This is a genomic window from Mesorhizobium sp. ANAO-SY3R2 (assembly GCF_042466635.1).
GTDB lineage: Bacteria > Pseudomonadota > Alphaproteobacteria > Rhizobiales > Rhizobiaceae > Aminobacter.
Genome location: NZ_CP159955.1, coordinates 667,751 through 693,568, shown reverse-complemented (window position 1 = coordinate 693,568; position 25,818 = coordinate 667,751). Strand labels below are relative to the sequence as shown.

Annotated in this window: 23 protein-coding genes; 21 read left to right on the top strand and 2 right to left on the bottom strand. The window is 63.1% G+C overall.

Features of this window, described 5'->3' with window-relative positions; genetic code table 11:
* The first annotated feature begins 204 nt into the window (after nt 1–204).
* The 21 genes from ABSY17_RS08095 to ABSY17_RS07995 all read left to right on the top strand — a co-directional run bounded on the left by ABSY17_RS08095 (nt 205) and on the right by ABSY17_RS07995 (nt 23,048).
* Nucleotides 205–1,302: a flagellin gene (locus ABSY17_RS08095; RefSeq protein ID WP_378949014.1), complete on the top strand. Its 1,098-nt coding sequence runs from the start codon at nt 205–207 to the stop codon at nt 1,300–1,302.
* 261 nt (nt 1,303–1,563) lie between these two features.
* Nucleotides 1,564–2,553, top strand: a complete 990-nt coding sequence (locus tag ABSY17_RS08090; RefSeq protein ID WP_378949011.1) for a flagellin — start codon at nt 1,564–1,566, stop codon at nt 2,551–2,553.
* Nucleotides 2,554–2,818: 265 nt separating this feature from the next.
* Nucleotides 2,819–3,841 (top strand): flagellin, encoded by a 1,023-nt coding sequence (locus tag ABSY17_RS08085; protein ID WP_378949008.1) that lies wholly within the window; start codon nt 2,819–2,821, stop codon nt 3,839–3,841.
* A gap of 358 nt (nt 3,842–4,199) precedes the next feature.
* Nucleotides 4,200–5,303 (top strand): flagellin, encoded by a 1,104-nt coding sequence (locus ABSY17_RS08080; RefSeq protein WP_378949005.1) that lies wholly within the window; start codon nt 4,200–4,202, stop codon nt 5,301–5,303.
* Nucleotides 5,304–5,604: 301 nt separating this feature from the next.
* A complete protein-coding gene (locus ABSY17_RS08075; protein WP_378949002.1) occupies nt 5,605–6,582 on the top strand; it encodes a flagellin in 978 nt (325 codons plus the stop codon).
* A gap of 363 nt (nt 6,583–6,945) precedes the next feature.
* A complete protein-coding gene (locus ABSY17_RS08070; RefSeq protein ID WP_378948999.1) occupies nt 6,946–8,016 on the top strand; it encodes a flagellin in 1,071 nt (356 codons plus the stop codon).
* A 123-nt stretch (nt 8,017–8,139) separates the two neighbouring features.
* Nucleotides 8,140–9,807, top strand: coding sequence for a flagellar basal-body MS-ring/collar protein FliF (gene fliF, locus ABSY17_RS08065; RefSeq protein ID WP_378948994.1), 1,668 nt, complete (start codon nt 8,140–8,142; stop codon nt 9,805–9,807).
* The gene (locus tag ABSY17_RS08060; RefSeq protein WP_378948992.1) at nt 9,807–10,427 is read left to right on the top strand and encodes a hypothetical protein; all 621 of its coding nucleotides are present in this window, start codon (nt 9,807–9,809) and stop codon (nt 10,425–10,427) included. Before fliF ends, ABSY17_RS08060 begins: the two co-directional genes overlap by 1 nt.
* Nucleotides 10,424–11,701, top strand: coding sequence for a MotB family protein (locus tag ABSY17_RS08055; RefSeq protein WP_378948989.1), 1,278 nt, complete (start codon nt 10,424–10,426; stop codon nt 11,699–11,701). Before ABSY17_RS08060 ends, ABSY17_RS08055 begins: the two co-directional genes overlap by 4 nt.
* Entirely contained in the window at nt 11,698–13,020 is a 1,323-nt protein-coding gene (locus ABSY17_RS08050; RefSeq protein ID WP_378948986.1) for a chemotaxis protein MotC, read from the top strand. Before ABSY17_RS08055 ends, ABSY17_RS08050 begins: the two co-directional genes overlap by 4 nt.
* Nucleotides 13,017–14,330, top strand: a complete 1,314-nt coding sequence (locus ABSY17_RS08045; RefSeq protein WP_378948983.1) for a flagellar hook-length control protein FliK — start codon at nt 13,017–13,019, stop codon at nt 14,328–14,330. Before ABSY17_RS08050 ends, ABSY17_RS08045 begins: the two co-directional genes overlap by 4 nt.
* On the top strand, nt 14,266–14,850 hold the full coding sequence (locus ABSY17_RS08040) for a transglycosylase SLT domain-containing protein (RefSeq protein WP_378948980.1): 585 nt from the start codon (nt 14,266–14,268) through the stop codon (nt 14,848–14,850). Before ABSY17_RS08045 ends, ABSY17_RS08040 begins: the two co-directional genes overlap by 65 nt.
* Nucleotides 14,851–15,063: 213 nt before the next feature.
* Nucleotides 15,064–15,732, top strand: a complete 669-nt coding sequence (locus ABSY17_RS08035; protein WP_378948977.1) for a response regulator transcription factor — start codon at nt 15,064–15,066, stop codon at nt 15,730–15,732.
* A gap of 63 nt (nt 15,733–15,795) precedes the next feature.
* On the top strand, nt 15,796–17,049 hold the full coding sequence (locus ABSY17_RS08030; RefSeq protein ID WP_378948974.1) for a flagellar hook protein FlgE: 1,254 nt from the start codon (nt 15,796–15,798) through the stop codon (nt 17,047–17,049).
* A 79-nt stretch (nt 17,050–17,128) separates the two neighbouring features.
* Nucleotides 17,129–18,583: a flagellar hook-associated protein FlgK gene (gene flgK / locus ABSY17_RS08025; protein WP_378948971.1), complete on the top strand. Its 1,455-nt coding sequence runs from the start codon at nt 17,129–17,131 to the stop codon at nt 18,581–18,583.
* A gap of 3 nt (nt 18,584–18,586) precedes the next feature.
* Nucleotides 18,587–19,627 (top strand): flagellar hook-associated family protein, encoded by a 1,041-nt coding sequence (locus ABSY17_RS08020; RefSeq protein ID WP_378948968.1) that lies wholly within the window; start codon nt 18,587–18,589, stop codon nt 19,625–19,627.
* Nucleotides 19,628–19,654: 27 nt separating this feature from the next.
* The gene (gene flaF, locus ABSY17_RS08015) at nt 19,655–20,002 is read left to right on the top strand and encodes a flagellar biosynthesis regulator FlaF (protein ID WP_378948965.1); all 348 of its coding nucleotides are present in this window, start codon (nt 19,655–19,657) and stop codon (nt 20,000–20,002) included.
* Nucleotides 19,999–20,445: a flagellar biosynthesis repressor FlbT gene (flbT, locus tag ABSY17_RS08010; RefSeq protein WP_378948962.1), complete on the top strand. Its 447-nt coding sequence runs from the start codon at nt 19,999–20,001 to the stop codon at nt 20,443–20,445. Before flaF ends, flbT begins: the two co-directional genes overlap by 4 nt.
* On the top strand, nt 20,445–20,933 hold the full coding sequence (flgD, locus tag ABSY17_RS08005; protein ID WP_378948959.1) for a flagellar hook assembly protein FlgD: 489 nt from the start codon (nt 20,445–20,447) through the stop codon (nt 20,931–20,933). The genes flbT and flgD overlap by 1 nt, the downstream gene beginning before the upstream one ends.
* Entirely contained in the window at nt 20,930–21,196 is a 267-nt protein-coding gene (gene fliQ / locus ABSY17_RS08000) for a flagellar biosynthesis protein FliQ (RefSeq protein WP_378948956.1), read from the top strand. The genes flgD and fliQ overlap by 4 nt, the downstream gene beginning before the upstream one ends.
* Nucleotides 21,197–21,404: 208 nt before the next feature.
* Nucleotides 21,405–23,048 carry an MFS transporter gene (locus ABSY17_RS07995; protein WP_378948953.1) on the top strand — a complete coding sequence of 548 codons (1,644 nt, stop codon included), beginning with the start codon at nt 21,405–21,407 and terminating at the stop codon, nt 23,046–23,048.
* Between the two features lie 22 nt (nt 23,049–23,070).
* Here the strand turns inward: ABSY17_RS07995 and ABSY17_RS07990 are convergent, their stop codons facing one another.
* Together ABSY17_RS07990 and ABSY17_RS07985 are read right to left on the bottom strand one after the other, a co-directional pair.
* Entirely contained in the window at nt 23,071–24,243 is a 1,173-nt protein-coding gene (locus ABSY17_RS07990; protein WP_378948950.1) for a cupin domain-containing protein, read from the bottom strand.
* A gap of 185 nt (nt 24,244–24,428) precedes the next feature.
* Complete coding sequence (locus tag ABSY17_RS07985) at nt 24,429–25,466, bottom strand: glycosyl transferase family 90 (protein WP_378948947.1); 1,038 nt, start codon at nt 25,464–25,466, stop codon at nt 24,429–24,431.
* Nucleotides 25,467–25,818 lie beyond the last annotated feature (352 nt).

Here is a 25,818-nt window from a genome sequence, read left to right as displayed (position 1 = left end):
ATTCAATGCACGCAATTACCAATAAAAATCAGTATGTTACCTTTTGTTAACCATAATCCTTAGGGCTTTGGCAGGGACTTTCGGCGAGATTGCTCCATATGGCGGGTGACCTTCCAGGAAGCGCTCATTGGCATGATGCCTCTCCGCCATACCGGCCGATCCGGTATGTCCCTGTACATTCGCATATCCTAGGGGCGTTTTCCCATGTCTTCGATCAATACCAACGCGTCGGCAATGACGGCGCTGCAGACCCTCAACGCAACCAACAAGTCGCTCAACACCACCCAGGGCCGCATCTCCACCGGTTTCCGCGTCGCCGAAGCTTCCGACAACGCCGCCTACTGGTCGATCGCCACCACCATGCGTTCGGACAACAAGGCGCTGTCGACGGTTCAGGACTCGCTCGGCCTCGGCGCTTCGAAGGTCGACACTGCCTACACCGGCATGAACAAGTCGATCGACACCCTCAACGAGATCAAGGTCAAGCTCGTTGCCGCCACCGGCGCTTCGGCTGCCGACAAGGCCAAGATCCAGACCGAGATCAAGGCGCTCCAGGGCCAGCTCAAGGCCTATGCCGACGGCGCGACCTTCTCCGGCGCCAACATGCTTTCGGTCTCCTCCGATAAGAACGCGGCAGGTGCCGCCGCCGCCGCGGACACGGGTGTCCAGGCCGACATCAAGATCGTCTCGGCCTTCAACCGCGATGCGGCCGGCACGGCTTCGATCTCGACCATCGACGTCAAGGTCGAGGGCATCAAGCTCTTCGATTCGGGCGCCGGCACTGCAGCCAACGTCAAGAACGCCGGCATCCTCGACCGCCAGACGAAGATCTGGAGCTCGACGGCTGCACAGGCGGCTTATGAAACCGCCTACACTGCTGCTGTCGCTGGCGGCGGCGCCGACACGGCAGCCGCAACGGCAGCTGACACCGCTGCTGCCGCAGCTGATGCTACCGCAACCAGCATCGCTGGCGTATCGGTCCACAACATGGACATCACGGCGGCCGGCGTGAACGACGCGTTCATCGGTTCGATGCTCAGCAAGGTCGAAGGCGCGCTCAAGGACATGACGACCGCTGCGACCAACCTCGGCGCTGCCAAGAGCCGCATCGATCTGCAGAAGACCTTCACCTCGAGCCTGATGGACTCCATCGATCGCGGCGTCGGCCAGCTCGTCGATGCCGACATGAACAAGGAATCGACCCGCCTGCAGGCCCTTCAGGTCCAGCAGCAGCTCGGCATCCAGGCTCTGTCGATCGCCAACGGCAACTCGCAGTCGATCCTGTCGCTGTTCCGCGGCTAATAGCCGACCATCACACTTGCGTTGCAGAACGGGCCGCCCCAAGGGGCGGCCCGTTTTCATTTTCATCGAAAAGAACAATAGAAACAATAAGTTATTAAATATTAACCCTCTCTCTTAGAGCTTTGGCAAGAACTATCGGCGAGATTGCCCGACATGGCGGGTGACCTTCCAAGGAAGCGCTCATTGGCATGATGCCTCTCCGCCATACCGGCCGATCCGGTATGTCCCTGTACATCCGCATATCCTAGGGGCGTTTTTCCCATGTCCAGCATCAATACCAACGCGTCAGCAATGACGGCGCTGCAGACCCTGTCTGCAACCAACAAGTCGCTCAACACCACCCAGGGCCGCATTGCCACCGGCATGCGCGTCGCCGAAGCCTCCGACAACGCCGCTTATTGGTCGATCGCAACCACGATGCGTTCCGACAACAAGGCGCTGTCGACGGTTCAGGACTCGCTCGGCCTCGGCGCTTCGAAGGTCGACACCGCCTACACCGGCATGAACAAGGCGATCGACACCCTCAACGAGATCAAGGTCAAGCTCGTTGCCGCCACCGGCGCTTCCGACGCCGACAAGGCCAAGATCGACACCGAGATCAAGGCGCTCCAGGGCCAGCTCAAGGCCTATGCCGACGGTGCGACCTTCTCCGGCTCGAACATGCTGTCGGTCAACAGCGGCACCACCGCTACCACGGCGTCCGACGTCAAGATCGTCTCGGCCTTCAACCGCGACGCAGCCGGTGCAGCTTCGATCTCGACCATCGATGTCAACGTCGAGAACATCAAGCTCTACGAGGCTGGCACCGCAGCTGGTGTCAACAAGGGTATTCTCGACTCCAACCGCACCGCTGCCGGCGCCGAACTAGCTGTGGCGAGTGCCGCCACCCTCGGCACCTACAATGCAGCCAACACCTTTACGGTTGATTCGATGGAGCTGACCGACGGCACCGACTTCGCCAACGACCAGCAGGTCGGCCAGATGCTGGGCGTCGTCGAATCCGCGCTCAAGGACATGACGACGGCTGCGACCAACCTCGGCGCTGCCAAGAGCCGCATCGAGCTGCAGAAGACCTTCACCTCGAGCCTGATGGACTCCATCGATCGCGGCGTCGGCCAGCTCGTCGATGCCGACATGAACAAGGAATCGACCCGCCTGCAGGCCCTTCAGGTCCAGCAGCAGCTCGGCATCCAGGCTCTGTCGATCGCCAACGGCAACTCGCAGTCGATCCTGTCGCTGTTCCGCGGCTAATAGCCGTCCATCACACTTGTGTTACAGAACGGGCCGTCCTTCGGGGCGGCCCGTTTTCATTTGGCGCCATAAAAAAACATCAAGAAAACAGTAGGCTACCAGATGATAACCATATCGCTTAGGATTTTGGCAGGAACTATCGGCGAGATTGCCCCATATGGCGGGTGACCTTCCAAGGAAGCGCTCATTGGCATGATGCCTCTCCGCCATACCGGCCGATCCGGTATGTCCCTGTACATCCGCATATCCTAGGGGCGTTTTTCCCATGTCTTCCATCAATACCAACGCGTCGGCAATGACGGCGCTGCAGACCCTTGCTGCAACCAACAAGTCGCTCAACACCACCCAGGGCCGCATTGCCACCGGCATGCGCGTCGCCGAAGCTTCCGACAACGCCGCCTACTGGTCGATCGCCACCACCATGCGTTCGGACAACAAGGCGCTGTCGACGGTTCAGGACGCCCTCGGCCTCGGCGCTTCGAAGGTCGACACTGCCTACACCGGCATGAACAAGGCCATCGACACCCTCAACGAGATCAAGGTCAAGCTCGTTGCCGCCACCGGCGCCTCCGACGCCGACAAGGCCAAGATCGACACCGAGATCAAGGCGCTCCAGGGCCAGCTCAAGGCCTATGCCGACGGTGCGACCTTCTCCGGCTCGAACATGCTGTCGGTCGATACCTCGACCGGTCACGCCGCCGTCGGTACAGCAGACGACGTCAAGATCGTTTCGGCCTTCAACCGTAACGCAGCTGGCACGGCCTCGATCTCGACCATCGACGTCAAGGTCAACGGCATCAAGCTCTACGACAAGTCGGCACTGGACGCTGGCGGCGTGCTCACCACGAACGCCAATGCGGGCATCCTCGACCAGGCGCGCCTGAAGGACGGCACTCGTGCGACCACGATCCAGAACCCGACCCTCGGCGTCGCGGCGGCCGCTGGCGATTCCTACAGTGTTGCGACCCTCGCACTGAAGAGCGGCGCCACCACTGCAACCGACACGCAGGTTTCCGACATGCTGGGTGCCGTCGAAGGCGCGCTCAAGGAAATGACGACCGCTGCAACCAACCTCGGCGCTGCCAAGAGCCGCATTGAGCTGCAGAAGACCTTCACCTCGAGCCTGATGGACTCCATCGATCGCGGCGTCGGCCAGCTCGTCGATGCCGACATGAACAAGGAATCGACCCGTCTGCAGGCCCTCCAGGTCCAGCAGCAGCTCGGCATCCAGGCCCTGTCGATCGCCAACGGCAACTCGCAGTCGATCCTGTCGCTGTTCCGCGGCTAATATCGACCCGAAGATCGGCTTCGATTTTCGGACAAGGCACGATGGCAGGATTCTGACCGCCATCTTAGGCATTTACGCATCGATACGGGCCGCCCCTTGGGGCGGCCCGTATTCGTTTTGGCACCAGGAAGGCCCCCGATCAGCGCCGCTCTGCAGTCACAGGAAGTACTTCAAGTAAATTTCTAAGTCGATCAGACGCTTGCCGTCATATGTACACGTTTTGGTAGGGATTATCTGAGAAAACTCTTTCCTATGGCGGGTGATCCTCTTGCAGCGATCATGGGCATGATGCCGCTCCGCCATACCGGCCGATCCGGTATGTCCCTGTACATTCGCATATCCTAGGGGCGTATTTCCCATGTCTTCCATCAATACCAATGCGTCGGCAATGACGGCGCTGCAGACCCTGTCTGCAACCAACAAGTCGCTGAGCGTAACGCAGGGCCGCATCTCGACCGGCTTCCGTGTCGCCGAAGCCTCCGACAACGCCGCCTACTGGTCGATCGCCACCACGATGCGCTCGGACAACAAGGCGCTTTCGACGGTTCAGGACGCCCTCGGCCTCGGCGCTTCCAAGGTCGACACCGCCTATACCGGCATGAACAACGCCATCAAGACGCTGGACGAGATCAAGGTCAAGATCGTTGCCGCCACCGGCGCTTCGGCAGCCGACAAGGCCAAGATCCAGACCGAAATCAAGGCGCTCCAGAGCCAGCTCAAGGCCTATGCCGACGGCGCGACCTTCTCCGGCTCGAACATGCTGTCGGTCTCCTCGACCAAGGATGCGGCTGGCGCTGCGGCTGCTTTGGGCACCGGCGTCCAGGCTGACGTCAAGATCGTCTCGGCCTTCAACCGCGATGCGGCCGGCGCTGCTTCGATCTCGACCATCGACGTCAAGGTCGAGGGCATCAAGCTTTACGACACGAACACCGCCAATCCCACATTCGTCAAGAACGCGGGCATCCTCGACCGCAAGACCAGCGTCTGGGATTCGGCTCAGGCGCAGGCGGCCTACGATAAGACATTTGCCACCCGCGTAGCTGCCGGCGATGCCGACACAGCTGCACACACTGCCGCAGCTACGGCCGCTACCACGCCGGCTTCCGGCGGCGTCACCGGCGCGACTTCGGTAGCCTCGGTCTCCGTGGCCAATTTCGACGTAACGACGCTCACGGACCAGCATTTTGCCGGCCTGCTCGGCAAGGTCGAGAATGCGCTGTCGCAGATGACCACGGCTGCGACCAATCTCGGCGCCGCCAAGAGCCGCATCGAGCTGCAGAAGACCTTCACCTCGAGCCTGATGGACTCCATCGATCGCGGCGTCGGTCAGCTCGTCGATGCCGACATGAACAAGGAATCGACCCGTCTGCAAGCCCTCCAGGTTCAGCAGCAGCTCGGCATCCAGGCTCTGTCGATCGCCAACGGCAACTCGCAGTCGATCCTGTCGCTGTTCCGCGGCTAATACCCAACCAACACACTTGCGTTGAAGAACGGGCCGCCCCTTGGGGCGGCCCGTATTCGTTTTGGCACCAGGAAGCCCCCCGATCAGTGCCGTTCTACGGTCACGGGAAGTACTTCAAGTAAATTTCAAGTCGATCTAACTCAGACCATCAAATGTACACGTTTTGGTAGGGATTATCTGAGAAAACTCTCTCTTATGGCGGGTGATCCTCTTGCAGAGATCATGGGCATGATGCCGCTCCGCCATACCGGCCGATCCGGTATGTCCCTGTACATCAGCATTTCCTAGGGGCGTATTTCCCATGTCTTCCATCAATACCAACGCGTCGGCAATGACGGCGCTGCAGACCCTGTCTGCAACCAACAAGTCGCTCAACACCACCCAGGGCCGCATCTCGACCGGCTTCCGCGTCGCCGAAGCTTCCGACAACGCCGCCTACTGGTCGATCGCCACCACCATGCGTTCGGACAACAAGGCGCTTTCGACGGTTCAGGACGCCCTCGGCCTCGGCGCTTCCAAGGTCGACACTGCCTACACCGGCATGAACAAGGCTATCAGCACGCTGGACGAGATCAAGGTCAAGCTCGTTGCCGCCAACGGCGCCTCGGCCGCCGACAAGGAAAAGATAGACACCGAGATCAAGGCGCTCCAGGGCCAGCTGAAGGCCTATGCCGATGGCGCCACCTTCTCCGGCTCCAACATGCTGTCGGTCAAGAGCGCCGCAGCGGCAACTGCAGCCGACGACGTCAAGATCGTTTCGGCCTTCAACCGCGACGCAGCAGGTGCAGCTTCGATCTCGACGATCGACGTCAAGGTTGACGACATCAAGCTTTACGAAGCCGGCGGTGCTGCAGCGATCAAGACCGGCATCCTCGACGGTCAGCGCCTTGGTACGACCGGCGTCCGTGCGGCGCTTTCCGCGCCGGTCGCCGGCACCGACGCTGCCACCGACACCTACTCGGTCGCAACGCTGTCGGTTAAGGGCTTCTCCGATGCCCAGATCGCCAAGCAGCTGACCGTGGTCGAGTCGGCCCTCAAGGAAATGACGACGGCTGCAACCAACCTCGGCGCCGCCAAGAGCCGCATCGAGCTGCAGAAGACCTTCACCTCGAGCCTGATGGACTCCATCGATCGCGGCGTCGGCCAGCTCGTCGATGCCGACATGAACAAGGAATCGACCCGCCTGCAGGCCCTCCAGGTCCAGCAGCAGCTCGGTATCCAGGCCCTGTCGATCGCCAACGGCAACTCGCAGTCGATCCTGTCGCTGTTCCGCGGCTAATCTTGGCCCGAAAATCGGCTTCGATTTTCGGACAAACTACGATGCACTGTTCCTAGGAGCCGTCCCAGGCTCCTGACCTCCGAAACGGGCCGCACCCCATGGTGCGGCCCGTTTTTTTTCGATCCCCGCCCGGCAGGTCTGCCCCGCGCAAGTTTCCCCTCGCATAGATTTCAATGGCGCATTGGGCGTACGAAGACGCTACGCCCCGATGTTGTTAACAGAGCATTAACCATGGTTTCGTAGTTATGGTTAACCAATTGCTATGACGGTTCGACTGCACCCGTTGGCGGCGGGAACAGCGTCAGCAACCGGCTCGTGTCCGCACGGTGCGGCACGGAATTTTTGACAGAGGGGGCCTATTCGATGTCCAGTATTTTGACCAACGCCTCGGCGATGACGGCGCTTCAGACCCTGAACAGCACCAACAAGTCGCTGCAGACCGTGCAAACGCGCATTTCCACCGGCTACCGCGTTGCCGAAGCGGCAGACAACGCGGCCTACTGGTCGATCGCGACGACGATGCGGTCCGACAATCAGGCACTGTCGACGGTGCAGGACGCGCTCGGCCTCGGCGCTTCCAAGGTCGACACCGCCTATACCGGCATGAACAAGGTCCTGGAGACCGTCGACCAGATCAAGATCAAGCTCGTCGCCGCCTATGGCGCCAGCGATTCCGACAAGGCCAAGATCCAGACGGAAATCAAGGCGCTCCAGGGGCAGATGAAGTCCTACGCCGATGCGGCGACATTCTCTGGTACGAATTTTCTGTCGGTGACCTCGACGCAGGTCGCGGCTGCCAATGACGGTGTCCAGCCCGACGCCAAGATCGTCTCCGCGTTCAACCGCAGTGCAAACGGCTCCGTTACGCTTGGAACGATCGACATCGATGTCGAGGGCATCAAGCTTTTCGATTCCGGCCTTGCCGCTGACGTCAAGAATGCCGGCCACCTCGACCGCAAGACCACCATCTATGCCACGGCTGCCGCGCAGGCCGAGTACGACACTGCCTATGCCGCCTCGCTGGCCGGCGGCTCCACGGACATCGCCGCACACACTGCAGGCCTGGCCGCCGTCACTGCTCCGGCCCCAGCCAAGGTCGACAATGTCTCGATCTTCAATCTCGATATCCTGGCGGCAGGCGTTACCGACGACATCATCACCCAGATGGTTTCCAAGGTCGACAAGGTACTCAAGGATCTGACCGACGTCGCAACGACTCTCGGCGCGGCCAAGAAGCAGGTCGACCTGCAAAAATCCTTCACCTCGAGCCTGATGGACTCGATCGACCGCGGTGTCGGCCAGCTCGTCGACGCCGACATGAACAAAGAATCGACCCGCCTGCAGGCCCTCCAGGTCCAGCAGCAGCTTGGCATCCAGGCGCTTTCGATCGCCAATTCGAACTCGCAGAGCATTCTCTCCCTGTTCAAGAACTGATCGTCGCCCCGCCGACACGACTAAGCATCGAAAATGGCCGCGCCTCGTGCGCGGCCATTTCATTTTCGCACAAGCTTCGCGGTCTAGGGTCTCTGTGGAAAGCAATGCAGGGAGCCTTCGCACGTGCCCGAACAACTACAGAGCATCGTCGCCAATCTGCAGAGCTTCGGCCCGCGCCGGTTGGCGATATTGGGCGGCATCGCAGCGCTCGTCATGGCCGTCATCGGCGTCGCCTCGGTCTATCTCAACCGTCCCGCCTACGAGACGCTTTATGTCGGGCTCGAACGCTCCGACGTGAACCAGATCGGCATGGTGCTCGGTGAGGCAGGCATCGGTTTCGACGTCGCCTCCGACGGCACGACAGTACTGGTGCCGGCCGGCAGCACCGCCAAGGCGCGCATGCTGCTCGCCGAAAAGGGGCTGCCCTCCAGCGCCAATGCCGGCTACGAGCTGTTCGACAATGTCGGCTCGCTCGGCCTCACCTCGTTCATGCAGCAGGTAACCCGGGTACGCGCCCTCGAAGGCGAGATCGCCCGCACGATCCAGTCGATCCAGGGCATCAAGGCGGCGCGCGTTCACATCGTCATGTCCGAGCGCGCCAACTTCCGCCGCGACGAGCAGAAGCCGTCCGCCTCGGTCGTCATCCGCGCCTCCTCCATGGACGCCGAAAAGAGCGCGATGTCGATCCGCCATCTCGTTGCCGCAGCTGTCCCCGGCCTCGATGCCGAGCGCGTGACGGTGCTTGATGCCAGCGGCAGCCTGCTTGCCGCCGGCGACGATCCCAACAATACGAGTGCTGCGCGCTCCATCGGCGTCGAGCGCACCGTCGAGACGCAGATCGAAGACAATATCCGCCGCGCCCTTGCCGCCTATCTCGGACCGGACAATTTCCGCGCCAGTGTCAAGGCCGACGTCAACACCGACTCGCGCCAGACCGAAGAGACCATCTTCGACCCCGAGTCGCGCGTCGAACGCTCGGTCCAGGTCGTCCGCGCCAACGAAAACAGCAATCAGAAGCAGTCGGCGACGCCCGCCACGGTCGAGCAGAACCTGCCCGACGCAGAAGCGACCACCACCGATGGTCCGCAGTCGAGCTCGGCAAGCGACCGCAAGGAAGAAATCACCAACTACGAGATGAACTCGAAGCGCATCGCCACGGTTTCGAACGGCTATTCGGTGACCAAGATGTCGATTGCCGTGGTCGTCAACCAGCAGCGCCTCGCCGCCATCCTGGGCCAGGACGCAACGCCGGAGGCCATCGCCGCCCGCGTCGCCGACATCCAGAAGATGGTGGTCTCCGCCACCGGCTTCGACGAGAAGCGCGGTGACCTCATCAACGTGTCGGCAGTCGAATTCATCGACGCCATCGAAGGCGAGGAAGTCGCAGGCCCCGGCGTGCTCGCCTCGATCGGCCAGCACACCGGCACCATGATCAATGCCGCGGCCTTCATCGTCGTCGTCTTCCTCATCGCCTACTTCGGCCTCCGGCCCATGGCTGCAGCGCTGACCAACAACCAAGGCGGTGAGGCTGCTCCCATGGCTGCGTTTGGCGGTGGCGGGTATGTCGGTCCGAGCTTCGACGAGATGCAGGCTTCGCTGCCGGGTTCGATGGGGAACTACGACGATGATGCTCCCATGGGGCTGCTGAGCGCCGGTTCCGGAGGAATGGATGACCTGCCCATCAGGCTGCGCCCTGCACCTCAGGACCGCCTTGCCCGCATGGTTGACATCAACGAGGAACGCACTGCGCTGATCCTGCGCAAGTGGGCAGCACCGGCGGCAGCAGCCTGATGTCAATCGCAGCACTTTTCGAAAGGCTGACCGACTTCGCGCCGCACGCGCCGGAGGAAGTCGAGACCGCAGTCCCTGAAGTCCCTGAGTACCCAAGGGCGGTTCCCGAGCCGGACATTCCGGCCATCGTCGCCGCCGCCGTGGCCGATGCCGAGGACGCCCTGACCACGCGCCTGGCCGGCGAGCATGAGGCGGCCCTTGAAGCCGAGCGCGAGCGCCATGCGGCCGAAATCGCCGAGCTTGGTGCCCGCGTCGGTGCCGAGACAGGCGCCGCCATTGCCGCGAGCTTAGGCGAGATGGAGGCGCGGGTCGTGCATCTTGCAACCGATGCAGCCGCCCGTATCATTGCCGGTCTGGTCAGCGACGACATCCAGAAGCGCTCGATCGATGCCCTCGCCACCGCCATCCTGGCGGCGATCGCCGACAGCGATGCGGTGCGCATCAAGGTCAGCGGACCGCAGTTCATGTTCGACACATTGGCCACCGCGATGGGCGGCCTCGCCGAGAACATCGACTTTACCGAGTCCATGGGCTTCGACCTCAGCGTCTCGATTGACGACAACCTGTTCGAGACCCGCCTCGGCGAGTGGTCCTCGGCACTTTCCGAGACATTGCCATGAGTGCCACCGACGGCAGCCACGAGCACCGCGAAATCGTCATCGTCCGGCGCCATCCCGATCACGACGAAAGTCATCACGGCGGGGCCTGGAAGATCGCTTTCGCCGACTTCATGACGGCAATGATGTGCTTCTTCCTCGTCATGTGGCTGATCAGCGCCGCCAACGAGCAGACCAAGCGCGCAGTCGCGAGCTATTTCAATCCGGTCAAGCTTGTCGACCTCGAGGCGGCCAACAAAGGCCTGGAGGAGAAAGGCGACGGTCCCAATTCCGTTGGACTGACCGCCGACGAGCAGGAGCCCACGGGCAAGGCCGGCACTGAGGGGCACGGCAACGCAGGCCCGGCGACCGAGCAGAATTCCGCCAATTCGGCCCAGGCCGTCAGGAAATCCGACGAGCACCTGTTCAGCGATCCTTACGCCGTTCTGGCCGAGATCGCTCAGGATACCGACGCCAAGGCCAATATCTCCGAACGCAGTGATGGCGGCACGCTGACTTCTGGCCCCGCGCATGGCGCCTCGGGTGGCGAAGCCTATCGCGATCCCTTCGCCCCCGACTTCTGGACGGAGCAGGTGGCCACGCCCGCAGCCGAAGCAAGCGCCGAGCGCGCCGCCATCGAAGGCGAGCCGGCCATGCCAGGCGACAAGACCGCGCGTTCGGCAAATTCGGACCCCGTCAAGGCTATCGAACAGCCGGCCCCGACGCAGCCTACCCGCGAAGCCGCAAAGCCGGGCGACGCGCCGGCCGGCAGCGCGGCAGAGGCCGAAGCAATGGCGGCGCAGCCGCAGCCAGGCAACGATCAGCCGACACAGGACGCCGTCGAAGAGGCCGATGCCATCCGGCGCGAACTGTCCCAGGCGATCAGGCAGGGCAAGGCACTGCCCGACGGTCTATCCGTCGTCGCCACCGACAAGGGCGTCGTCATCTCGGTTACCGAGCAGCTCGACTTCGGCATGTTCGAGGTCGGTTCGGCGATGCCGCGCCGCGAGCTCGTGCTGGCGATGGAAAAGATCGCCGCGACGATCACGGCCCACAAGGGCAATGTTTCGATCAATGGTCATACCGATGCCCGCCCCTTCCGTAACGGCAGCTACGACAACTGGCGCCTGTCCACCTCTCGTGCCCACTCCGCCTACTACATGCTCGTGCGTGCCGGGCTCGACGAGAAGCGCATCGTCGAGGTCGCCGGTTTCGCCGACCGCAAGTTGAAGGACCCGGCAGAGCCTTTCTCGGCGACCAACCGGCGTATCGAGATCCTTTTGGAGCATTCCGAATGAGACTTGGCGCGACCCTCTCCGGAGCCGCCCTCATCGCCCTGCTCGTTGCGGGCGTGCCGGGCGAAGCGCGCGCCAGCGAGGCGCCGGCGCTCGAGCCGTACCAGTTGGTGCGCTGCCTGCAGCTGGTGCAGGACCGCATCGCTGCAGGCGACCAGGCGTCGCTGCCGATGCAGCGCCGGCTACTGGAATTGACCGATGAGCGCATGCGAACGGCCAACCCCGCCGCGTTCAAGGACGCCAAGAATTTCCGCGCCCTGCTGATCTATGCCATGAGCGGCGGCAACCCGCTGACCATCGAACAGGTCATCTCGCGCCTCACTCTTGAGGAGGCCGACCGTGCGCTGGCGCAGGGCGTCATCGACTATCTCAGAGGCAAGCCTTCCGGTACGGTCGAAGCACTCGCTTCAATCGACCCGCTTACCCAGTCGTCCGAGCTCGGCGCGTTCCTTGCACTGGTCAAGGGATCGGTCAGCCTCGCCGACGCACCGGAGAAGGCGATCGTTCTGTTCGATCAGGCTCGCCTGCTCAGCCCCGGCACGCTGGTCGAGGAAGCCGCCCTGCGCCGTTCGGTAGGGCTTGCGCCCCGGCTCGGCGACGGCGGCCGTTTCCTGCGCGGCTCGACCCAGTATGTCCGCGCCTATCTGCGTTCGCCCTATGCCAGCCAGTTCGCCGACGCCTTCGTCGCGGGCGTCGTGGCGCTCAACGCCTCGATCAACCTGGACGCCGTGGCCGAAGTCACCGCGCTGATGGATGCCGAACAAGAGAAGGTCGTCTATCTGCGCATCGCCCGCCGCGCTGCCATCGAAGGGCTCAACGAACTGTCGGCCTTTGCCTCGCACAAGGCCGAGCAGGGCCGCGACGGTCACGGCAACGACGTCGACCCACGCGCCCAGCTCTACTCCGGCCTCTCCGCCGTCACTTCCGGCGCGCCGATCGAGATACTTGACAAGCTCGGCGGCATCGATCGCGAAAAGCTCTCCAAGGGCGACCGCGCCCTGCTCGATGCCGTCGAGGCGATTGCCTCCGAGGTGACGTCGGCGGTCCCCCTTGCCGCCCCCAGCAAGCCGGTGGACATCGCCAATCTGCCTCCCGCGTCGACCGACATCGAGGAACCGCCGGCCGATCCGATGGTGCCCGACGCAGCAGATGCGGCGCCCGCAGCGCTGCCGGCAGCCACCGTCCAGGAGCCGGCGGTCGCGGCCGCGCCAGCCAATACAGCCGAGCCCGCTGCGCCAGCAGCAGCGGATGATCCCAAGATCGCCGATGCGCGCCGCAAGCTCGACGACATCGACCAGCTTCTAGGAGCCTCCCCCGAATGACCGACGGCGTCCGCACGGCACTGGCGACCCCCTCCGCCCGACATTCATCCGCCACCGAGCGTACTTCCCTCGCTGACGGCGACGAGCAGGCCGATTTCGGCCGCACGCTGCTTGCACCGAAGAAGGGCGCAAGCGCCCAGTCCGCACGGGAGCGTCATCTCGACAGCGAGGGTCTGCTCGAAAAGCGCTGGCAAAAGCTCGCCGAACGCCTGGCAGAGACGCAGTCCGGCGAGGCCGGTGCGAAAAGCGAGGCCGACGCCATTAGTGAAATCCTCGCCGCAGCAGGCGACCAGGCCGACGCGGCTCAGCCGCCACTTGGCCAACCCGACGCGAAAGACCCCAGCCAGCCGGACGCGGCCGAAGGCGCCGCCCTTCCGCTCGTGCTTGCCTTGAGCGAGCTTCGAAAGGCCGGCAGCCAGCCGAACGCCCCGACGTCATCGGGGACATCGTCCGAGAGCGTTGATCAGGCGGAGGAAGCTTCCGGCGAAACGCCAGCACAGCGCGCCGTCATTGCATTGGCCAACGCCGCGACGCGCAGCGCTTCGGCTGGCGCAGCCACACCCGCAACGACTCAGGCCGCCCCGGCTGCCGAGGTCGTTTCCGAGCCTTCGGGCGCGCCACAGCTGGCAACCGCATCGGCCACCCGCGACGTCGCCGCCGCGGCCGAAAAGGCGTCGCGTCCAGCTGCCGCCAAGCAGCCCGAGCAGGCCGTCGCCGCAAGTCGCGTCACTGTCATTTCCGAGCAGGCGATCCCCGCCCCTGCCACCTCAGGAACAGGCACCACGGCAGGCACGTTGGCGCTCGACATCGGCTCCGAAACATTGCGGCACACGGCCGCCGCTAGCGCCGTCCAGCAGCTCCAGGCCACGGCCCAGAATGGTAGCGCCGCGCACGTCCTCAAGATCCAGCTGCGCCCGGTCGAACTGGGCATGGTGACGGCCAGCCTGCACCTTGCCGGAGATCAACTTTCGGTTGAAATACAGGTTGAGAACGCCGAAGCCTATCACCGGCTCTCCGCCGACCGCGAGACCATCAACAGTGCCTTGCGCGGGCTTGGATTCGACGTCGACCGCGTCACCATCCAGCAGCCGCAGGCCCAGACCAGCGCGCAATCCCGCAACGACGGCGGCAGCTTCTCATCAAGTTCCGGCGGACGCGAGCAGCCCGCTTTCCAGTCCGGGGGAACCGGTGGCGAAGGCAGCAATTCGGGCAATGGCAGAACGGCGGGACGGGCAGCAAATGAAGATGGCAACGCACGCAACATCTCGTCGCCTGGCGCTGGTTCTTCTGGCAGCAGCCTCTATATCTAGCGCGGCCACAGCCCGGGCTTCCGCCACCGCCAACCCGTGCGAGCCTGAAATCGTCCGCGCCGCCGACCGCTACGGCGTGCCGGTGGGAATCCTCTATGCGGTCGGGCTCACGGAAACCGGAAAGAAGGGTAGCCTTCAGCCCAACGCATTGAATATTGAGGGAAAAGCAGTCTTCCCAAGGAGCCGCGCCGAAGCCGTCGCGAATTTCGAGGCAGCCCGCCGCGAAGGCAAGACGCTCATCGATCTCGGCTGCATGCAGATCAACCACCGCTACCATGCCGCCGAGTTCCGCAGCGTCGAGGACATGCTCGATCCGCGCCGCAACGTCGACTACGCAGCGCGTTTCCTCGTCAGCCTGCATAGCCGTCACGAGAGCTGGTCCATGGCCGTCGCCCGCTATCATGCCGGACCCAACAACGACCCCGCGCAGAAGCGTTACGTCTGCCGCGTCATTGCCAACATGGTCGCCACCGGCTTCGGCCGCTGGACCGAAAATGCGCGGTCCTTCTGCAACCCATAGGCGTATGCTACTGCACCGGTCCGCCGGTGGCCCTGACGCCCCTCCCATCGCCTGGCCGTAGCAACGGATGCACGTCTATCGTGCATCAGGTTCAACCCATGCGATTCCGGACTCCCCAAAAAATACCGGCAAAATCTCGCGATTGGTCGCCCCCCTCTCGACCGGTACCGATTGGTTAACAAAACGTTAATTCTGATTCGGAGGCGGGGGCCGATGATTGTAGTTGTCGACGAGCGCGAGCTCGTCACCCAAGGATATAATTCCCTCTTTGACCGGGAAGGTGTGGCTTGCGCGGGCTTCCGTTCGAGCGAGTTCGGCGAATGGGTCACCAGCGCGCCCGAAGAGGATTTGCGCTCGGTTCGCGCCTTCCTCATCGGCGACTGCCATGAGGGTGCGATTTCCCCTCGTCAGCTGCGCGACCGTTCGAAGGCGCCGGTGATCGCGCTCAGCGATCACAACAACCTCGAAAACACACTCAAGCTTTTCGAATCCGGCGTCGACGACGTCATCCGCAAGCCGGTCCACATCCGTGAGATCCTGGCGCGCATTTCGGCGATCCGCCGCCGTGCCCAGGAAGACACCGGTTATACCGAGATCGGCGCCATGCGCATCTTCATGGACGGCCGCGATCCCGAGATCGACGGCGAGCCAATGCCGCTGCCGCGCCGCGAGCGCCGTATCCTCGAATATCTGGCGTCCAACAGCGGCCGCCGCGTCACCAAGACCCAGGTTTTCAATGCCATCTACGGCGTCTTCGACGAGGAAGTCGAAGAAAACGTCGTCGAGAGCCACATCAGCAAGCTGCGCAAGAAGCTGCGCGAGCGCCTGGGTCACGACCCGATCGATTCGAAGCGCTTCCTTGGCTACCGGCTGGTCGTCTGACCAGCCTCGCGCAAGACATGCCGACTAGGCTCGATGTAACGGCATGAGATTAGGAGACCGTCAATGAGCCTTTATGGAATGATGCGGACCGGTGTGTCGGGCATGAACGCCCAGGCAAACCGCCTGTCGACGGTCGCCGACAACATCGCGAATTCGAGCACGACGGGCTACAAGCGCGCATCGACGGAATTTTCGTCGCTGGTGCTGCCCAGCACCTCCGGCAGCTACAACTCGGGCGGCGTCACCACCACGGTCGTCAATTCGATCAGCAAGCAGGGCGCGCTACAGTACACCACGTCGGTGACCGACCTCGCCATTGACGGCAGTGGCTTCTTCGTGGTTACAGACCCAGGCGGCACCACTTATCTGACGCGCGCCGGCTCCTTCGTGCCTGACAAGGACGGCTACCTGGTCAACACCGCCGGCTACAGGCTGCAGGGCTGGGATCTGGAATGGGGTCCTCGACCGGCCGAGCTGAATGAAAGCCTGCTGCAACCGCTCAGGATCAATGACGCAAGCCAGTATGCGGCTGCAAGCACCAGCGGCGTGTTCACAGCCAACCTGCCGAGCGAAAGCGCTGTCGTGCCGGCAGCCAACTTGCCGTCCGCAAACGCCGGCGCCACGACAGCCTTTACAGCGAAGTCGTCATTGGTCGCTTACGACGGTCTCGGCAGCAAGGTGATCCTCGACGTGTATTTCACCAAAACTGCCGCCGGCTCTTGGGAGGTCGCAGTATTCGACCAGTCGCAGGCCGCAGCGGGCGGCTTCCCGTATGCCAGCGGCCCACTTGCCACGACGACGCTCGACTTCGGCGGCACCGGGCAACTGACCGCCGGCAGCGCCAAGGACATCACAGTGAACATACCCGGCGGCGGGCCGCTGACCATCAACCTCTCAGGCATGAGCCAAGTGGACTCGCCCTACAGTGTCGGCAAGGCGATCCTGGACGGCAACGCCCCCAGCAAGATCGAGCGCATCGAAATCGACAACGATGGCACCGTCTACGGGGTGCTTTCGAGCGGTGCGATGAAACCTCTATTCTCGATCCCGATGGCCAATGTCGCAAGCCCCGACAAGCTGACCGTGGTCTCCGGCAACGTCTTCTCCCAGAGTGCAGACTCGGGCAGCATCACCTATGGCTGGCCGACCGAGGGCAAGAACGGCAAGATCGTCGCCGGCGCGCTTGAGGGCGCGAACGTCGATATCGCCGAAGAACTCACCGCCATGATCGAGTCCCAGCGCAACTACACGGCCAATTCCAAGGTCTTCCAAACCGGCGCGGACCTCATGGATGTCCTCGTCAACCTGAAGAGATAGAACTGACGGTGCAGGTCGTGGCCCCAGGCCGTACCGTCCAGGTTCCTGAGCTCATGACCTAACCCGCGAAAGACTGCGTATGTCACTGACGTCTGCCCTTAGCATCGCTCAATCCGCGCTTTTCAACACGTCGCGCCAGACAAGCAACGTGTCCCGAAATGTCGCGGAAGCGCAAAACCCGGACTATGCACGCCGAACAGCGATGCTATCCAGCACCGCTCCTGGAGCGCGCGTGGTTGAAATCCAGCGGGCAACCAACGATCTGCTGTTCCGCCGCAATCTTTCGTCCCTGGCCTCGTTCTCGGGCCAGAGCACACTCTTCGAGGGCCTTCAGCGTCTGGCCCTCGATGTCAATGGCAGCGACAATGTAAACTCGCCGGCAACCGCGCTGGGCCAGTTCCAGGAAGCCCTTCAGCTCTATTCGGCAGCACCGTCGAACCAGAACCTCGGCGTCGCCGCCATCGATGCCGCCCGTCAGGTGGTGCGCACGCTCAATGAGGGTAGCGATACCATCCAGCGCTACCGCGTCGAGACAGACCTTGAGATCGCGACCACGATCGAAGACCTCAACAAGCTGCTGACCGACTTCGAACAGGCCAACAAGACCATCGTTTCCGGAAGCGCCATCGGCCGCGACGTCAACGACGCACTCGACCAGCGCGACGCCATCCTGAAGAAGATCTCCGAGATCGTGCCGATCTCGACCTTCACACGTGGCAACAACGACATGGTCATCAACACGGCCGATGGCACGACCATGTTCGAGACGGTGCCGCGTAAGATCAGCTTCACACCATCGGCCGGCTATGCTGCGGGCGTGGCAGGCAACAAGATCTATATCGACGGCATAGCGCTCCGACCCGGCACCGGCGCCAATACAGATGCAGCGGGCAAGCTGGCCGGCCTGCTCCAGCTGCGCGACAATGTCGCCGTCACCATGCAGGCCCAGCTCGACGAAGTCGCGCGCGGCCTAGTCACCGCCTTTGCCGAAACCGCCCCCGGGCTTGCCGATCGGGCCGGCCTGTTCACTTGGTCCGGCGGCCCGACCATCCCAGCGCCAGGCACGCTGATCAACGGCCTTGCCCGTTCGATCAAGATCAACCCGGCGGCCGACCCGAATGTCGGCGGCGACGTGAAGTTGCTGCGCGACGGCGGCATCAACGGGGCTGCTTACAGTTCCAACCCTTCGGGCAACGCCTCTTATTCCAAGCTGCTGATCGCCTATGGCGACCGCATCGACCAAACCATGACCTTCGATCCTGCGACCGGGATCAACACCAACTCGAGCCTCAGCACCTTCACCACGAACGCAGTCGGCTGGTTCGAGGGCACGCGCAAGCAGGCCTCGGAAGCGACCGAGACCAAGCAAGCGCTCGCGGTGCGGACCGCTGATGCACTCTCCAACGAGACCGGTGTCAATGTCGACATCGAGATGTCGCTGCTGCTCGACCTCGAGCACTCCTACCAGGCGTCGGCACGACTGATCAAAGCGGTCGACGAGATGCTGCAGGCCCTGCTTGCGGCGGTGAGGTAAGCGATGAAAACGACATTCGTCTCCACTTCGGCCGTTTCCAACGCGCTGCGCTACTCGCTCCTGCGCCAGCAGGCGGAACTTACAAAGGCGCAGAAAGAATCGACGACCGGCTTCGTCGCCGACACCGGCTTGGTGCTCGGCGCCCGCACGGCCCAGTCGGTGACGCTGAATCGCGACCTCAAGCGCCTCGACGGCATCGTTGATTCCAACGGGCTGGTTTCCTCGCGCCTGTCGGCGACCCAACAGGGCCTCAAACAGATCGGCACCGCGGCCCAGAGCTTCCTTTCCAGCCTGACCAGCAGCGCCTCGGGCGACGCCAGCTATGCGCTGACCCAGAAGAGCGCGCGCGGCACGCTCGACACGCTGACCTCGGTGCTCAATACCAGCCTCAACGGCGAATATCTGTTTTCCGGCACCAACACCGACGTCAAGCCGATCAACGACTTCGCGCCCGGCTCGCCGTCCAAGACTGCCTTCGACGCCGCCTTCACCGCCCATTTCGGCTTCAACCAGAATGCCGCTGGAGCGCAGGGCATCACGGCGGCTCAGATGGACAATTTCATGACGACGGTGGTCGAGCCGATGTTCACCGGCACTGGCTGGGGCAGCTGGTCGAACGCCACCGACCAGGGCATCACCAGCCGCATCACGCTCAACGAGACCACCGAGAGTTCGGTCAGCGCCAACCATGACGGCATCCGAAAGGTCACCATCACTGCTGCCATCGTCGCCGATCTGCTCGATAGCAATATCGGCAGTGCGGCGCGCGGCGCCCTCGTGAGCCGCGCGGTTTCCACCATCGGCGTGGCCATCAGCGACCTAGGCCAGCTGGAGGCGCAGACCGGCATCATCCAGCAGCGCGTCACAAACGCCACCGACCGCATCAAGATGCAGGTAGACCTGTTCCAGCGCCACATCATCGAAACCGAGGGCGTCGATCCTTACGAGGCTGCCACGCGCGTCACCGATCTGATTTCGATGATCGAAAAGTCCTATGCGATCACTGCGCGGATGCAGCAGCTGAGCCTGATGAACTATCTCTGACCTGAACGGCAATTAAACAGGACGCTTATGTATCAATTCTCCTATGCCGACATTCAGACCGATTCCGTCGCCGATGCACGGGATCGCGAACGCCAGGTGCTCAGCCGCTCGATCGAGCTGTTGACCAGGGCCAGCGCGGTCGGCCCCAATTCCAATGAAGCCATCGAGGCGCTGAACTTCGCCAACCGGGTGTGGACATCGCTGCTGGACGATCTCGGTAACCCCGAGAACGCCCTGCCCAAGGAACTGCGCGCCAATCTCATCTCGATCGGCCTGTGGGTGCTGCGCGAGGCAGAAGACGTCCGCCAGGGCCGCGCCGACAACTTCGACGGCCTGATCGAGGTCTCGCAGATCATCCGCGACGGGTTGCAATGAAAAACACGCTGAAGATCTCGCTGAGGGCGAATGAGAAGATCTACATCAACGGCGCGGTCGTCCGCGCCGACCGGAAGGTCTCACTCGAATTACTGAACGACGTGCAGTTCTTGCTCGAAAGCCACGTCCTGCAGCCCGACCAGGCCTCCACCCCGCTGCGCCAGCTCTATTTCATCCTGCAGGTGATGCTGGTCGACCCGGTGGGCGCGGTGGAAGCGCGCGAGATGTTCCGTCGCTCGCTGCCGCTGTTGCTGGCCACCTTCGACAACGCGGAAATCCTCGCCAGCCTCAAGCATGTCGACCGCCTCGTCGCCGAAGATCACGTCTACGAAGCGCTCAAGACGATTCGCTCGCTTTATCCTATTGAACAACGCGTCATGGCGGGCAACGACCAGCAGCAGCCGGTCGAACGCGCCGTCGCCGCAGCCGGAGGCAAATTCTGATGGCCGTCGACTACACCACCACCCTGCCGGTCAATACCAACACCAGGACCAACGCCAACACCACCGGCGGCACGCAGAACCTCTCCAAGACGCAGGTCGACTACAACTCGTTCCTCAAGCTTCTCGTTGCGGAAATGAAGAACCAGGACCCGACCAAGCCGATGGACTCGACCCAGTACATCGCCCAGCTCGCCCAGTTCTCGCAGGTCGAACAGTCGGTGCAGATGAACTCCCGCCTCGATCAGATCCTGCAGGGCTCGGCGCTGGCCCAGGCCGACGCGCTGATCGGCCGGACCGTGACTTCGCCCGATGGCAAGACCTCGGGCGTCGTAGCCGAGGTCCGGCTGTACAAGGACGGCGTCGTCGCCATCCTGACCGACGGCAAGCAGGTCGTCATCAACCCCGGCGTCACCGTCAAGGCCACCCCTGAGGCCACGCCTCAGGACCCGCCTAAGGTGGAGCATCACGACACGGAAACGGCTGCGTGAACGAGGCCGATGCCCTCGACCTGGTCCAGTTTGCCATCTGGACCGTTCTGACCGCCTCCGCGCCCGCGGTGGCGGCGGCCATGCTGGTCGGCGTCGGCATCGCGCTGATCCAAGCGCTGACCCAGATCCAGGAAATCACTCTCACCTTCGTGCCCAAGATCGTCGCCATCATGCTGGTCGTCGCGATCACCGGTCCTTTCATTGGCGCCCAGATCGCTAGCTTCACCAACGTCATCTTTGAGCGCATCCAGACCGGATTCTGATCCCCCGCTGGCGCAACCTGAGAAGACCTTGCCGACCGGCTACAAATCGGTTCACCGTACCGGCCGATCGTGGTCTAGTTGCCTCGTGCGGACGCTGAGAATCGGCCGTGCACGGAATTGGGCGCTGCACGCCCGGCGTCTCCAAGGGGATGCGCGGCGCTGCAGCTACGTTTGACACAAGGGTAACCGGCTCGACCGGATTCGGCGCATGGACGACGATCACAAGTTCGAGCAGGGCTCGACGCTTGCACCGTTCAGGATCAGCACGTTTCGCAACGTCTGGTTCGCCAGCCTTGCGTCCAATTTCGGCGGGCTGATCCAGTCGGTCGGCGCGGCCTGGCTGATGACCTCGATCGCCACCTCTTCCGACATGGTCGCCCTCGTCCAGGCCTCAGTGACGCTGCCGATCATGCTGTTTTCGCTGGTCTCGGGCGCGCTGGCCGACAGCTTCGACCGGCGCCGTGTCATGCTGACCGCGCAGTGCTTCATGTTCGTGGTCTCGGCACTTCTCACCCTCGTCGCCTATCTCGGGCTGATCACGCCCTGGCTGCTGCTCTTCTTCACCTTCCTGATCGGCTGCGGCACCGCGCTCAACAATCCGTCCTGGCAGGCCTCGGTCGGCGACATGGTGCCGCGCCAGGACATGCCGGCCGCTGTCGCGCTCAATTCGATGGGCTTCAACATGACGCGCAGCGTCGGCCCGGCCATCGGCGGCATCATCGTCGCCGCCGCAGGTGCTGCCGCAGCGTTCGCGGTGAACACCTTCAGCTATTTTGCGCTGATCTTCGTGCTGTTCCGCTGGCGCCCGGAGGTTCCCCGCAATCCGTTGCCGCGCGAAACGCTCGGCCAGGCCATGGGAGCGGGCCTGCGCTACGTCGCCATGTCGCCCAACATCGCCAAGGTGCTGGTGCGCAGCTTCGTCTTCGGCTTCACCGCGGTCATCGCCCAGGCGCTGCTGCCACTGGTGGCGCGCGATCTCGTCCATGGCGGCCCGCTGACCTATGGCGCCATGCTCGGCGCCTTCGGCCTCGGCGCGGTAGGCGGCGCCCTGATCAGCGGCCGCATCCGCCGCGACATGAGCAGCGAGGCGATCGTGCGCTCGGCCTTCCTCGGCTTTGCTCTGACCAGCTGGCTTGCCGCCTGGAGCACCAACGCCTGGCTGACGAGTGCCGGCCTGCTGCTTGGCGGCGCGTGCTGGGTGCTAGCGCTGTCGCATTTCAACATCACCGTGCAGATGTCGACGCCGCGCTGGGTCGTCGGGCGGGCGCTGTCGATCTACCAGATGGCGACGTTCGGCGGCATGGCGCTTGGCAGCTGGGTCTGGGGCCTGATCGCCGACAGCCATGGCGCAGCGACTGCGCTGGTCGTTGCCGGCATCGTCATGCTGGCGGGTGCGGCCATCGGGCTGTTGCTACCGCTGCCCGAGCAGACCGCCCTCAATCTCGACCCGCTCAACCGCTTTCGCGAACCCCATCTCGCCCTCGACGTGCGGCCGCGCAGCGGCCCGATCACCATCGTCATCGAGTTCATCATCCGCGAGGAGGACGTGCCCGCCTTCCTCGACGCCATGGCCGAACGCCGGCGCGTGCGCCGCCGCGACGGCGCGCGCCACTGGACGCTGTCGCGCGACATGGAGAACCCCGAAATCTGGGTCGAGACCTACCATACGCCGACCTGGCTCGAATATGTCCGCCACAACCAGCGCGCCACCCACGCCGACGCCGAGATCGGCGACACGCTACGCGCACTGCACAGCGGCGCCCAGCCGCCGCGCGTCCACCGCCTGATCGAACGTCCGACCAGCCTGTCTGCGACCGTCGTGGCCCCCAAGGGGCCGATCGACCTGCATTGAGGGCCGTCCGTCGACGGTCTTGTCAGCCAGGACCTTTCCCATCGCTGAGGAATACGTCGCGTTCGGGGAACTTCCCGAACAACTCGGCCGGCTGGCCGAAATTGGTGGCCAGCACATCGGCCGGGTTGCCCGCGATCCACTGCGACAGATCGATCGCCTCATAGATGCCGGCGTTGAGCCCGATCAGGATGCGGGCCGGTGTGTCGCCCACATTCTCGATCGAGTGCCCGTATCCTTGCGGAATGTAGCCGACATCTCCCTTGTCCAGTGTCTCGGCGCGGAACCGCCCGTGCGACCCGAACAGGGTGACGTTGATCTGGCCATCGATGACGTATTGCCACTCGTCGGCGTTGGGATGCCAATGCAGTTCCCGTAGCGCCCCTGGCTCCAGGTCGAGAACCACACCTGTAATCGTCTTCGAGATCGGGAACCGCCCAGAGTCGACACGCCACTCGCGGCCTCCCGGGTAGACTCCGTGGGGTGCCTGGGCAAGCAGACGGTACTTGTGCGTCTCGGGCGGCAGTTTCCACCCTTGAAGCGGTGCTGCGGCATCTTCGGGAGGCAGGGGCCCGCGGGCGAAATACACCTCCTCCTTGGGAAACGCGTCGAACGCCCCCTCCGGCATGCCAAAGGCCTTGGCCAACAGGGGTTTTGGCGCGTGGCCCATCCAGTCAGTGATGCTGAACGTGCCGAACTCGGAGAAGTACCCGTTGTCGAAGATGAGAATGAAATGACAGGGCTTGTCGCCCAGGCACTGCAGCATGTGGCCGTGCCCGCGCGGAAAATACCAGACGTCGCCGACCTCGAAATCGTTTGTCTCTGCGCGCCCTTGCGGATCGATCACCGTGGTCCGGACGCGCCCATCGAGGACGAAGGCCCATTCGGCCGCGGTTGCATGCCAGTGAAGTTCGCGCATCACCCCCGGTTCGAGGCGCATGGAGACGCCTGCAATGCCCTTGGAGATGGGCAACTGGGTGACGGTCGCTTCCTTGCCAAAGCTGTTGCCGACGACCTTGCCCTCGGACTTGTCGAGAGCAAACTTGAACGTCGGCAGTTCGTTGCCTGACAGCGCCGGGTCGGGGACGTTGTTCATGAAGCTCGGATCGCCGGCCTCGGCCGGATTTGACGCTGCCAGAGCTGCTGCCGTGAAGCCGGCGGTTGCCAACAGAACGTCTCGTCGATGTATGCCGGACATGGTACCTCCTTGTCGGAACTTACCTACGAAAAGACAGTCGCTGAGCTTGGATGCTGGGAATGCGCAGGCGATGTTGTGGGGATATCGCCGGACCTCCCCACACTACACCTCCCCAATGGCGTCGGCCAGTTGGAGTCGTTCATCGCCTGATGGAACGGTTCTGCCTGTTGGACTTTGCGGCAAGGTCAAACGGCCCGCGGTACGGACGGGATGTCCCGATCCCAGTGCTCCTCGATGAGGGATGCCGCGCGGCGCGCCTGGCTTGCGAACGTCAAGGTCCGCGCCAGCGCTTGCCCCCTCTCCGCTATGGCCTTGGCCTCGGCAGCATGGCTGCGCACCCATTCGATCTTTTCGGCAAAGTCGGCCATGTCGGCGGATACCGGCACATAGTGCTCGAAAGGCTTGATCTCGTCATAGTACCATTGCCGGAAGCCGAACTGCGACGCGACCTTGAGGACGCAGCACCCATAGAGCATCCGCACCAGCAGGTTCGACCAGGTGTTGGTATAGCCGTCGATATCGATGGCGAATTTGTGCCCAAGCCAACTCCGGGCCGGCTTATGCTCGCCCAACAGCCCTTGCCGCAGCAAGTAAGGGCCGAACGCAGCCGCCGACTGATGCAACTCTGAGAAGCGGACGTCCAGCCCTGGTTTGTCCTTGAGACGCATGGCCATCCGGAGCCTTTGCTGCACGGCCTCATTGTCCGCGTCTTCAGGCGAAAAGCCGACCCAGCCGCAACCGTTCATGCCCCCGCGCCAGACAATCTTATCTGAACGATCATCCCAGCCTGGCGCGGATTTGCCGGCCTCCAGTTCGCTGGCGAAGCCGTAGTTCTGGAAAAAATGCGGGTCGGGCAAACCCACATGTTGCGGAAAGCGCACCGAGGCCGCGAACCGGGCATTGGAAACGACTTCGCCATCGGACGCATTGACGGTGATCCCTGTCACTTCCGGCGGGCACAGGCTTAGCCAATAGGCATAGGCACAAACCACCCGGCGCATGGATCGGGCGAAGCCGCGCTCCGCGGCTTCCTCGACAACCAATGTAAACTGCTGCCCGCTTCGTTCGATCAGCACATCCCGTGGCGGATTGCCCGAATTGGTATAGCAGATACGCACCTTTGGAGCCTTCGCACCGACGCGGACGAATTCGCTTCCGAAATAGCGGGCCACCTTCAGGGTGTAGAAGAGATGAAGCGGGTGAAGGCTACTCGCGTGTTTCATTGCAGTCCTCAAGCTCAATACGGCCCCCCCAACAAACATGCTTTCCGCGCGCACCGCTACTGAGAAGTCTATGCGCCTGCATAAGGGCGGCATTGGGCATGGAGCGTCCACTCCCTTTGCGAAGACACTCCCCAAAATGGCCAGAGGCTGATCTGAAGCTGCACTGTCCAGGCATCAATTCCTGACCACTACACATCCAGCGTTTTCGATCACTGCGCTGACGGTCCCTGCTGTCGAAGCCGCTTTTTTTTAATTGTCTTGTCAGGAAGTCTGTCAGCAGTCAGCGTGGATAAACGCCCCCGTTTTTCCACGCCTTCAAAACCCACCGTATCATCATCCTCGCGATCTTCCA